This is a genomic window from Rhodococcus daqingensis, from assembly GCF_042665615.1.
Lineage (GTDB): Bacteria > Actinomycetota > Actinomycetes > Mycobacteriales > Mycobacteriaceae > Rhodococcus_G > Rhodococcus_G daqingensis.
Genome location: NZ_JBHTCS010000001.1, coordinates 274,472 through 285,082, shown reverse-complemented (window position 1 = coordinate 285,082; position 10,611 = coordinate 274,472). Strand labels below are relative to the sequence as shown.

The 10,611-nt window shown below is 64.6% G+C and carries 12 protein-coding genes; 5 read left to right on the top strand and 7 right to left on the bottom strand.

The features are described 5' to 3' along the window. On the top strand, positions 1–529 hold a 529-nt coding region (locus tag ACFQS9_RS01325; RefSeq protein ID WP_417715312.1), incomplete at its 5' end, for an AMP-binding enzyme. A gap of 308 nt (positions 530–837) precedes the next feature. Here the strand turns inward: ACFQS9_RS01325 and ACFQS9_RS01320 are convergent. After that, positions 838–4,092 (bottom strand): protein kinase domain-containing protein, encoded by a 3,255-nt coding sequence (locus ACFQS9_RS01320; protein WP_378400758.1) that lies wholly within the window; start codon positions 4,090–4,092, stop codon positions 838–840. Positions 4,093–4,532: 440 nt separating this feature from the next. After that, complete coding sequence (locus ACFQS9_RS01315) at positions 4,533–4,793, bottom strand: hypothetical protein (protein WP_378400756.1); 261 nt, start codon at positions 4,791–4,793, stop codon at positions 4,533–4,535. A gap of 233 nt (positions 4,794–5,026) precedes the next feature. Between ACFQS9_RS01315 and ACFQS9_RS01310 the strand changes: the two genes are divergently transcribed. The 4 genes from ACFQS9_RS01310 to ACFQS9_RS01295 are packed head-to-tail and all read left to right on the top strand — an operon-like array spanning position 5,027 to position 8,886. Further along, positions 5,027–7,486 carry a sensor histidine kinase gene (locus ACFQS9_RS01310; protein WP_378400754.1) on the top strand — a complete coding sequence of 820 codons (2,460 nt, stop codon included), beginning with the start codon at positions 5,027–5,029 and terminating at the stop codon, positions 7,484–7,486. A gap of 2 nt (positions 7,487–7,488) precedes the next feature. Then, positions 7,489–7,902 (top strand): roadblock/LC7 domain-containing protein, encoded by a 414-nt coding sequence (locus ACFQS9_RS01305; RefSeq protein WP_378400786.1) that lies wholly within the window; start codon positions 7,489–7,491, stop codon positions 7,900–7,902. Between the two features lie 6 nt (positions 7,903–7,908). After that, positions 7,909–8,298 (top strand): DUF742 domain-containing protein, encoded by a 390-nt coding sequence (locus ACFQS9_RS01300; protein WP_378400752.1) that lies wholly within the window; start codon positions 7,909–7,911, stop codon positions 8,296–8,298. Between the two features lie 6 nt (positions 8,299–8,304). Next, positions 8,305–8,886: a GTP-binding protein gene (locus ACFQS9_RS01295; protein WP_378400750.1), complete on the top strand. Its 582-nt coding sequence runs from the start codon at positions 8,305–8,307 to the stop codon at positions 8,884–8,886. 144 nt (positions 8,887–9,030) lie between these two features. Here the strand turns inward: ACFQS9_RS01295 and mihF are convergent, their stop codons facing one another. The 5 genes from mihF to ACFQS9_RS01270 all read right to left on the bottom strand — a co-directional run bounded on the left by mihF (position 9,031) and on the right by ACFQS9_RS01270 (position 10,591). Further along, the gene (gene mihF / locus ACFQS9_RS01290; protein ID WP_072753242.1) at positions 9,031–9,342 is read right to left on the bottom strand and encodes an integration host factor, actinobacterial type; all 312 of its coding nucleotides are present in this window, start codon (positions 9,340–9,342) and stop codon (positions 9,031–9,033) included. 36 nt (positions 9,343–9,378) lie between these two features. Next, positions 9,379–9,546, bottom strand: coding sequence for a hypothetical protein (locus ACFQS9_RS01285; protein WP_378400747.1), 168 nt, complete (start codon positions 9,544–9,546; stop codon positions 9,379–9,381). Positions 9,547–9,984: 438 nt separating this feature from the next. Next, the gene (locus ACFQS9_RS01280) at positions 9,985–10,215 is read right to left on the bottom strand and encodes a hypothetical protein (protein ID WP_378400745.1); all 231 of its coding nucleotides are present in this window, start codon (positions 10,213–10,215) and stop codon (positions 9,985–9,987) included. 98 nt (positions 10,216–10,313) lie between these two features. Next, positions 10,314–10,457 carry a hypothetical protein gene (locus tag ACFQS9_RS01275; RefSeq protein WP_378400743.1) on the bottom strand — a complete coding sequence of 48 codons (144 nt, stop codon included), beginning with the start codon at positions 10,455–10,457 and terminating at the stop codon, positions 10,314–10,316. Further along, on the bottom strand, positions 10,454–10,591 hold the full coding sequence (locus ACFQS9_RS01270; RefSeq protein ID WP_378400741.1) for a hypothetical protein: 138 nt from the start codon (positions 10,589–10,591) through the stop codon (positions 10,454–10,456). The genes ACFQS9_RS01275 and ACFQS9_RS01270 overlap by 4 nt, the downstream gene beginning before the upstream one ends. Between the last annotated feature and the right edge of the window lie 20 nt (positions 10,592–10,611).

The window sequence follows — 10,611 nt, the reverse complement described above, 5'->3', positions numbered from 1 at the left end:
ATGCAAGCTCGTCCAGCCCGGCACCGGTGACGAGATCGCCTACCCGACCGCGGGGGTCAGCGAACCGGGGGAGTTGTGGTGCACGGGACCGAACATCATGGTCGGGTACCTCGGCAACGACGAGGCGACCGCGGAGACCCTCGACGCAGACGGGTACCTGCACACCGGTGACATCGCGACCGTCGACGCCGAGGGCGTGGTCACGATCGTGGACCGGTTGAAGGAGCTGATCAAGTACAAGGGCTATCAGGTGCCGCCGGCCGAGCTGGAGGCGCTGCTGCTGACGCATCCGCAGATCGCCGACGCCGCGGTCATCGGGGTCCTCGACGACGAGGGTGAGGAGGTGCCGAAGGCGTTCGTCGTCCGGCAGCAGGGCGCCGACGACCTCGACGAGGACGCGGTCATCGCGTTCGTCGCCGAGCGGGTGTCCCCGCACAAGAAGGTCCGCAGGGTCGAGTTCATCGATCTCGTGCCCAAGTCTGCGGCGGGCAAGATCCTCCGCAAGGACCTACGAGCAACGACTCCCTGACGGCCGCTGCACTGACGAGAGGAAGAAGATGCGGAACTCGTGGTCCGACCGCCGCTGTGATCAACGACTGCGCGAAGCACGAGAGCTCACGGCCTTCGCTGAGAAATGGCACCCGTTCGGGAGAATCGACGTCGAGGACGTGATGCCGACCTTCGGATTGACGCCGGCGCGCTTTCACGCCCGGCTCGGGTATGTTCTCGACCTCTACAGCAGCGATCAACTCCATCTGTCTCCTGAAGTCCACCGCCGCTTGCGGACCTACTGCCTCAGAGCGGTCCGCAGTCAGCTGCTCCCCTAGGTCGACGCGACTACGACGGTTGTCCTTCGTCGACGACCCAGGCCGCGACCTGTGCCCGTGAGGTGAAGCCGAGTTTGCTGAGTATGTGTTCGACATGTCCTTGAGCGGTGCGTTGCGCGATGACGAGGCGGGCGGCAATGTCCTTGTTGGTGAGGCCCTCGGCGATCAGTTCTGCGACTTGCTGCTCACGTCTCGTCAGCCGGGCGGAACCTGGGGATGTCGGTGCCGGGGGGTTCTCGCCGAGTGCATAGGAGACAGCGGAAGCGAGATCCATGGCGCTGCCGCGCTGCCTGGCCTCCTCGAAGGCGCGTTCGGTGAGCGTTCGACGGGCGGCCCGCGCGCACTCTTCGTGATAGACGAGCAGGTCGGGAACGAACACCGAAGGGCTCCCGGCGGCGCGAACCAGCACGTCGGCGGCTCCCATCAGCGTGCTGGCACGGGCCGGGTCACCGCTACCGGCGATCCACGCGAATACCTCGATGCCGTTTGCGCAACCGACCGGGTCGTCGACGAGTCGGGAAAGCCGCAATCCATCACCGAGCAATTCCACGGCGCGAGCGTGTGCACCCAGTCGCCATTGCGCGACAGCCATCGCCCACAGGATGTAGGACCGATAGACGGATTCGTTGTGGGCCTTCGTGATCGCGAGAGCTTCCTCGTAGCATTCGATCGCCCGGTGGGGTTCGGTGTCGAGCAGCTGATACGTCAATCCCAGCATGGTCAGGGATTCGATCTGCAGCGCGAGGTTGTTCTGCGTTTTTCGGAACAATGACTGTGCTCGCCCCAGACCCGAAGCAGCTCGGGTGAGGTCACCGGTGAACATCCCGACCAGACCGTCCGCGTGGTCGACGATCGCGTGCGCCACCGGGTCGGTGATCTGGTCGGCCAGGGTGCGTGCTTGCTCGACCAGAGCAGCGCCCCTCTGATGGTCGCCCTGCTGTTCGGACATCAGGCAGTCGGCGTACAGCGCTCGGATGTAGGTGGTGGTGGGGCGATGCCCCTGGCTCGAAAGAATGTGGTCGAGCCAGCGCCTCGACTCGGTGAGCTGGCCGCGTGACCCCCACATCTGCGCCAAGGGGATGGCGATCTGCAAACCGGCTTCGGCCTCGTTCGCGTCGAGGCAAAAATCCATGGCGTCCCGCAGATTCGGCTGCTCACTGCTGAGCCGCGTCATCCACTCGACCTGCCGGGGACCTATGAACTCGTCCTCTGCCCGGCGGGCCAGCTGCCGAAACCAATCTCGGTGCCGACGACGCAGATCCTCGTAGTCGCCCTGTTGCTGGGCCTTTTCCCGGCCGTAGGTGCGTAGGGTCTCGAGGAGTCTGAAGCGGACCGCCGTGTTGAGCTCTTCGCGAACCAGGATCGACTTGTCGACGAGTGATTCCACTGTGTCCAGCAGATCCTCGGTCGGCACAGTGTCCCCACACACGTGTTCCGCGGCGTCCAGATCGAAGCTGCCGGGGAACACCGACAGTCGTGCCCACGTCAGTTGTTCGAGCGGGGTGCACAGGTCGTGGCTCCAGTCGACACACAACCGGAGCGTCTGCTGGCGCGAAGGGGCGCCTCGGCTCCCGCGGGTCAACAGCGCGTACCGGTCGGCGAGTTTCTGCAGGATCTGGTCGGGCGACATTGCGCGCAACCGCGCTGCCGCCAATTCGATCGGCAGCGGCAACCCGTCCAGCCGGTGACAGATCCGAGTCACCGCGGATTTGTTGGCCTCGGTCAACGTGAAGGTCGGTACCGCGGTGGTGGCGCGTTCGGCGAATAGCGACACGGCGTCGTAACGAGGCAGACCCTGCAGTGACGGCTCGCGGTCGGGGTCGGGGACGGTGAGTGGGGGAACGCGCAGCACTGCCTCCCCGGATATTGCAAGGGGTTCACGGCTTGTGGCGAGGATGCGCAGATTCGGGTTGTGCTGCAGCAGTTCTGCGGCGAGGTCGGCGACGGCGTCGACCACTTGCTCGCAGTTGTCCAGTACCAGCAACAGTTCTCGCGACGACAGGACGTCGAGCAGAATTTCGCGTAGCGGACGGTTGGATTGGTCCCGCAAGCCGAGGGTTGCGGCCATTTTTTCGATCAAACGAGAGGGAGTGCGAACTTCGTCGAGCTCGACGAGCCAGGCTCCGTCGGTGAACTCGCGGTGGACGCTGGTTGCAAGTCGTAGTGCGAGACGTGTTTTCCCGACTCCGCCGATCCCGACCAATGTCAGCAAGCGTGACGATGCCAGCAGATTCTTCGCTTGGGTGACTTCGCGCCTGCGACCGACGAAGCTGGACAGTTCCAGGGGGAGGTTCCCCCGCTCATGATGAGAAGTTGTGGGTGGAAACTGGCCATTCGGTATCGGTTCTGGTTCCGGCGTGGCACCCACATGGAGAGCCATGTCGTCTGCAGGACGTCCGCGGCTGCGTTGGATTTCACGTAGGCATTCGCCCAGTGCGGCGGCAGAAGGGTGCCGGTCCTCGGGGCGGCCGGCCATTGCCTGCTCGATCACGGTGGCGACATCATCTGTGAGGCCGTGATCACGCAAATTCGGGGCGGAATCCTTTGTGATACGGATGAATTGGGCGATCAGCTGTTCGCCGCTGCGGCGTTCAAACGCGGCGTGGCCGGTGACTGCGCAGAACAGGGTGGCTCCGAGTCCGTAGATGTCCGAGGCGGGACTCGGGGCCGCGCCGCCGAGAACCTCGGGCGCAGTGAACGCGGGAGAACCGGTGACGATTCCAGCGGCGGTCTCGAACCCGCCGGAAACATGCGCGATCCCGAAGTCCGTGAGCGCCGGCTCGCCGTAATCGGTGAGGAGAATGTTCGCCGGCTTGACGTCGCGGTGGACGATGCCCTGACCGTGAGCGGCCTCCAACGCGCCGGCCAGCTTCACGCCGAGCCGCAGCACTTCCTCCACAGGTAGCGGGCCGTGCTGCCTGATCCGGGTGTCCAGGGAGCCCTGCGGGTGGTACGGCATCACGATGAAGGGTTGTCCGCTGTCGGTGACCCCGACCTGAAGGACATTGACGATGTTCGGGTGGCCGGTGAGACGGCCCATTGCGCGCTGTTCGCGAATGAATCGTTCCCGGTTCTCCTTCGAGAGAGCGTTGGTGAGCACCTTCACGGCGACGGTCCGGTCGAGCGAGGATTGCGTGCACTGATACACGACACCGAAACCACCACGCCCGATCTCCCGGGCGTTGTCGAATCCGTCAGCTCTCAGCTCCGAGGTGACGGATGGGGTCACATCGCGCTGGGTCTCGAACGGATCGGTGTCGGGCATTGTCCAGGGCGATTCATCCGGTTCGCGACTCGTTCGATGAAATCCGCACGATCAGCCTCTCGATGGCGTGTTCCCAGGATATCGCTGTCGGCAGGGCTGGGCTGGGCACCAGGGGCGACACTTGACGGCTCCCGATCACCCCTATCTGGAAGAGTTCCAGATAGGGCTGACCGACGATCACGCATTCGGGAGGGGAGACCGAGATCTGTCCCATCCCGTCGGCGGACGGGCAGTCTGACTCGCGGGACGAGGGCCAACGATGGCGAGTGCGTTGAACCGGTCCGGTTCGAGCATCTCGTCACGCCCCTGCCCCCAGGGTGGTGGGGCAGGGGCGGAGGGTGTTCACCGACACCATTGTGGTGACTCAGCGCGGAGTCGGTTCTGTGCGGACACGGCGAGAATGCGCGCTATGGCATGGGCTTCACAACCCATCCATGGGGTCACAAATCGTCTGGAATACAGGCTAGTAGCGGCTCGCCGGTGAGCAGCCTGCACAGCACCTCGAACGGAGCCAGGGCCACAGCGTTCGCGAGGTCGGTGGATCCGGAGTTTTGGCCAGGGGCTGCGTGGAAGAAATTGCTGCTGCCGGAATCGGCGACATCGGCCGGGTTTCCGAGGTTGACGGGCGCGGCCGACGCCGAAGCCACGGTGCCGAGGGCGATGGTTGCGCTGGCCAACGCAACGATGATTGAACGCTTCAAGATGATCCTCTCCGCTAGTGCTGTTCGACGCCGAGCGACGTCGTGGAAACCATATAGATCGCTCGTCCAGGTGTCTCTAGAAGCACTACGAATGGAGAAATTCGTTAGCCTTGCAATCCACGTCGGCCCGCCCGAGGATAGGGTTAAACACCAAGCGGCCCGGCCGAATCAAGAAAGATCGGGGTGGCGAGGCCGAAGTACGCGGTGGATATTCGGCCAGCTATATTCCCCCGATGTTGAAAGTGCGCCTCGGGATCCGAGCCCGGATCCTGGCCATCGCATTGGTTCCAAGCCTGGCGTTGCTCGGAATCGGCGTAGGCACCGCGGGATACCTGATACGTGAGGGTCGACAGTCCGAACAATGGGCGGCAGTGAACCGAGAGGCCGTGAGCCACGCTCGCGACGTGGTTGCCGGGGTAGAGCAGGAACGGATGCTGTCGCTGTGGCATCTGTCCGGTGAACAGAGCGATCCGGCCGCGCTCGGCGCAGCACGGAACAGGCTCGACACCGCGTTCGCGGAACTGGCTCCCTACGAATCAAGGCTGCAGAGCGTGTCGGAGGGCACCGTCGGTGCCGACACGGGTGGATTCAGTACCTTGAGAACTCGCCTGCCCCAGATTCGCGGTCTGATCGATGCAGGAAGAATGCCGATCGAGGACACATACGCCCTCTACAACAGCATTCTCGATGCAGTTGCGCTCGGCACCAACCTCATCACCTCCAACGCGCCCAACGCCCAGGTCGGCGTCGCACTCATCAATGGCGTGCGCATCCTGCACGCGATGGAGGGAATGTCACGTTCCGCCGCGCTCACCGCTGCCGAACTACAGGGAAAGCTCAGCAGCAGTCCACTGCGTAACGACTATCGAAATCTGGTCGGGTTCTACCGGAGCGCACTTCCGCAGCTCGCCGCCGACCTGGGCGCCGATCCAGCAGCCGAGAAGATCCGGGCAGCACTGACCTCTCCCAGCTGGCAGCAGGTGGCCGCGATGGAGGACTACCTCATCAATCCGCCGAAGCCGGACAAAAGTGGTGTCGTCCCGTCGCCGCCAATGACCTTCGACGAGTGGCATACCGCGCAGGAACAGCTGTCCGAAAACGTGATCGGCGCATGGAAAGGCCTGAACGACCATGCGAACCAGATCGCTGCCGACGAGGGCAAGCGCACCGCGGCGAACTCACTGTGGGCGGGTGCCGCTGTGCTCGCGCTTGCGCTCCTGGCGTTCCTGCTGTCGCTGTGGCTGGCCAACCGACTGATCGGGCGGCTCACGCGACTACGCAAGGAGACACTGGACCTGGCAGAGGTCGAACTGCCCGAAACCATGCGCAAGCTGGGCGCGGGCGAGAAAATCGATCCCAAAGCCGCGCATCTGGACTTCGGTGACGACGAAATCGGCTCGGTCGCAAAGGCCTTCAACCGCGCACACACGGCGGCCGTTTCCGCCGCGGTCGCCGAGGCCCGCACCCGCGAGGGCGTGCGCGCGGTGTTCCTCAACATCGCCCACCGAAGCCAGATGGTGGTGCACCGGCAACTCGAGGTCCTGGACGAGGCCGAACAAAGCCAAGAGGATCCCGCCCTGCTGGAGACGTTCTTCCGCCTCGACCACCTGGCGACCCGCGAGCGCCGCAACGCCGAGAATCTCATCATCCTCGGTGGCGGCGAGCCAGGCCGCCAGTGGCGGAGTCCGGTGCCACTGGTCGATCTGGCCCGCAGCGCGGTCGGCGAGAGCCTCGACTACACGCGGGTGCACACCCGCCGCATGCCTCAGGTGTTCATCGTCGGAAACGTGGTCGCCGACCTCATCCACCTGCTCGCCGAACTGGTCGACAACGCGACGGCGTTCTCCCCGCCGCAGTCGCGCGTCGAAGTGAGCGGCAACGTGGTCGGCAAGGGGGTCGCGATCGAGATCACCGATCAGGGCATGGGAATGTCCGTCGAAGAAATTGACCGCGTCAACGAGATGCTGCGCAATCCACCGGATTTCGGAGTCGATACGCTCTCGGCGACGTCACGCCTTGGCTTGTTCATCGTTTCACAGCTGGGTGCACGGCACGGAATCAGTGTGCAGCTAACCGAATCCGAGTACGGCGGCATTCGCGCCATCGTGCTGGTGCCGAACTCGGTGGTCGCCGCCGATGCGACACCTATGGCCGGCGATCTGCCAGATCGGTTCGCCGGACGTCTGCCCGAGAGGCGTATGGCCAGCGCGATGCCTGACCTCGATTCCGCCGAATCAGGTTCGGCTGCAGTAGGTGTCGCGACACTGGCACCCCCGACTCCAGTTCCGCCCACCGAACAGCCAGCGCAGTCGGTGGCCCCGCCGCGGGCGTGGGCGCACCTCGAGCACATCGATGACGCGCCACACACCGAGTACACGGAACCTCCTGTGGAAACCCCGTGGCACGAGCTGCCGACTCCCGCTGTCGAATCGGAGTCCCTCACCCCACAGTCGTTGCCCGACAACGGCGGTGACGCTCGTCCAAGCCTGCCTCGCCGTCGTCGGCAGGCCAGCTTGGCGCCGGAGCTGGCGCACGATCGTCAACTCGAGGTGGAACCGCAGCAGCCGCAACGAACGGCGGAGCAAGCGCGAGATCTGATGTCCGCCATCGCGTACGGTACCCAGCAGGCTCGGCATTCGGAACCCACTCCCGGGAGCACAACCGGGGACGAAATGGAAGGTGAAGGAAGGTGACGGTGACGACTTCTAACTCAGGTGATCTGAACTGGCTTCTCGACGATCTGGTCAATCGTCTTGCCGGGGTTCGCTACGCAGTCGTGCTTTCCACCGATGGGCTGCTGCTGGGCCGATCCACGTCCATGAGCCGGGAGGACGCCGAGCACTTCGGCGCCATGTCGGCCACTCTGTACGGGCTGGCACGCAGCGCGGGACAGCGCTTTCAAGGCGGCAGCGTTCGCCAGGCCGTCATCGAACTCGAGAAGGCGGTGCTGTTCGTGACGGCGGCCGGAAGCAACGCGTGTATCGCATTGCAAGCCGTCGACACCGCGAATCTGGGTATGGTCGCGTACGAAATGAACCTGACTGTGCAGCGTGTCGGTACCTATCTGTCCGCCCATCCTCGTAACGGTGTGGCCGAGCGTGGAGCGTAGGTTGCCGTGACACGTATAGGCCAACCGTGGTTCGACGATGCGGCCGGTCCTCTGGTCCGCCCCTACGCTGTCACTCGGGGCCGCACGATGGGCGCGGGACACGATCTCGACATGCTCACGCTGGTAGTGACCGTGTCCCCCACTCCGCGGCAGCAGCACAGCGAAACGGAGTACGCGGAGATCGTTCAGTTGTGCTCTACCGTGCAGTCGGTGGCCGAGGTCTCGGCGCACCTGAAACTGCCTCTGGCGGTGACCAAGATCCTGGTCGGTGATCTGATCACCGAAGGAATGCTGAACTTCCGGGCTCCCGCCACCAGCGACTCCTACAACGACATTGCCGGGATCGGCGACGTGAACATTCTGCAAGCAGTACTCGATGGAATCCGAAAGCTGTAGACAACTATGCATGACAATGCGTCCTCAGCCGACCTGGCTGCCTCGGTCAAGATCCTCGTAGCCGGCGGCTTCGGAGTCGGTAAGACCACGATGGTGTCCTCCGTCAGCGAGATCACACCACTGCGTACCGAGGAAATGATCACCGAGTTGTCCACCGGCATCGACGATTTGTCGGGCGTGGAGGGTAAGACCACGACCACCGTGGCCCTGGACTTCGGTCGTATCACCCTCGATGAAAGCTTGGTTCTGTACCTGTTCGGCACGCCCGGGCAGGACCGTTTTTGGTTCCTTTGGGACGAACTGGTGCGCGGGGCCCTCGGCGCCGTCGTTCTCGCAGACACCCGTCGGCTGGAGAACTCGTTCGCCGCCATCGACTACTTCGAACGCCGCGGTGTCTCGTTCACGGTCGCGGTGAACTGCTTTGACAGCGCCCAGGCCTACACAACCGACGAGGTTCGCGAGGCGCTCGACCTCGACACCAAAACCCCCGTCGTGCTTTGCGACGCTCGTGATCGCGAATCGTGCAAGTCCGTACTGATAACGCTCGTCGAACACCTCATCGCCCAGACCAGCAGCTCAGTGGCCTGAGTAACGCAGATCAGATGTCAACCAAAACGGGGGCAGTCCCGTTTGGCCGACGAGCTGCTGAGCACCGCCGGGCATTGCGAGCTGTTGGTGCGCACCGGCAATGAGGCTTGCCGGTGCGCACCCATGGTGCGAGTGGTGTTGCGGTCAGCCTAGTTTCGCGAGCAGGTCAGCGCGCTGACGCGCACCGAGGCCGGATACGCGCCGCGTCTCCGCGATCCCGACCGACTCGGTGATGTCGCGAGCTTTGATCTTGCCGATGTTCGGCAGCGACTCGAGGAGGTAGAGCACCTTCGTCTTACCGACGAGCTCGTCGGACTCTGCTCTGTCCAGGATGTCGGTGAAGGTGAGCTTCCCCGACTTGAGACCCTCGCGAAGTTCCGAACGGGCTTTTCGGGACGCGGCCGCCTTCTCCAGGGCCGCGGCGCGCTGTTCGGGGGTCAAGGTGGGCAGTGCCATGATGGGCATCCTCTCGCTTGGGTACCGACCGAGTCTTCAGGCTAGAACGGTGCCGTCGCCTGGCAGTTCATTCTCAGCCTCGCGTGTCGACACCAGGAAGCGAGAGCGGCTGGCTCTGCCCGTCGACGTCGGTGAGGTTTCCTCGAACGGTGTGGCCTCCGCGACGTCCCGCTCGACGTACTTCGGGATGTCGTAGAAGTCCATGTGCGCGCAGCCTTCGACGATCACTAGCTTCTACGGACTGCGGACCCGACCCCGCAACCCGAGAGGAACGTGACCGGGATCTGGAACGCCGTGGTCGAGGCCGCTATCCGGTGCGGTGGAGCTGCTGTCCGGTGCGGGCCCGTTGCTGTGGTGCAGGTCGGGGCGAGGGTCTGATCGTCGTCGCGGGGGCCGGCGGTTGGCCTGGGAAGACGATGGCGGCCCACCACGAGTCCAGGGGACTGGGGTCGGGCCAGATCACGGCGTTCTGTGCTTGGGTGGTGGGGTGTGGTCGACGCCCGGATCTGGCTCGTGCTGGGTGAGGGGTATTCGGCACGCGGCGCACCTCCGAGGTTGGTCGGGTGCGGCCCCGCCGGCGGGTCTGCCGCGGCTGCCCGTCGCGGCGTCAGCGCGGTTGGGGGTCGTGCCCGGGACGATTGATCAACCTGTGGACCAAGGTCGGTGGGGACCGCGGCGTTCCGTTCGCTGTCGAGGGTCGGGATGCTGCGATTGGTGTCCGTTGTAGATGGCCGCGAGGGCACGGAAGAGTTCGACGGCGTCGTGTTCGGTGAGGGTGAGTGAACCGGGGTGGCCGTCGACGTGGGCGGGGATGGTGATGTGTCCGTCGTCGTCGGTGGCCTCGGTCCGCCGGATGTGGGTGATCCGCGTCATCGTCTTTTCCCCCTGGGCCTGCTGGTTTCGCCTGCCACGGCAACGGTACGCGCGGGATCTGTGCGTGGACCGGGATTCGTGGCGGTGGGCGCACTGGCTTATCCGTCTGGCCGCATCAGATGCCTCCCGACGCGGAACGACCGGCGGTCGCCGGAATGACGCCGTAGGGCTGCCTGCAGGGCGGAGGTGCCGCCGATGCCGGCGGCCAGCAGGAGCAGCAGTTGTGCCACGTTGGAGTTCATGCCGACCTCCGGTCGGTCGCGTCGGTCTCGTCGCGGGCGAACATGGCCTCGAGGTGGGCCTTGATCTCCTCGGTGCTCATCGCCGCGCCCCGCGGGGTGGGCCGGGCTGTCGCCGCCGTCGTCGGTGCCTGCATGCGTGGTCGTCCTATTCGTC

Bases quoted from the DNA above. Each gene is read 5' to 3' on its own strand.
- ACFQS9_RS01320 (WP_378400758.1), bottom strand. From the start codon at position 4,092: ATGCCCGACACCGATCCGTTCGAGACCCAGCGCGATGTGACCCCATCC.
- ACFQS9_RS01310 (WP_378400754.1), top strand. From the start codon at position 5,027: ATGTTGAAAGTGCGCCTCGGGATCCGAGCCCGGATCCTGGCCATCGCA.
- ACFQS9_RS01295 (WP_378400750.1), top strand. From the start codon at position 8,305: ATGCATGACAATGCGTCCTCAGCCGACCTGGCTGCCTCGGTCAAGATC.
- mihF (WP_072753242.1), bottom strand. From the start codon at position 9,342: ATGGCACTGCCCACCTTGACCCCCGAACAGCGCGCCGCGGCCCTGGAG.
- ACFQS9_RS01285 (WP_378400747.1), bottom strand. From the start codon at position 9,546: ATGGACTTCTACGACATCCCGAAGTACGTCGAGCGGGACGTCGCGGAG.
- ACFQS9_RS01280 (WP_378400745.1), bottom strand. From the start codon at position 10,215: ATGACGCGGATCACCCACATCCGGCGGACCGAGGCCACCGACGACGAC.
- ACFQS9_RS01275 (WP_378400743.1), bottom strand. From the start codon at position 10,457: ATGAACTCCAACGTGGCACAACTGCTGCTCCTGCTGGCCGCCGGCATC.
- ACFQS9_RS01270 (WP_378400741.1), bottom strand. From the start codon at position 10,591: ATGCAGGCACCGACGACGGCGGCGACAGCCCGGCCCACCCCGCGGGGC.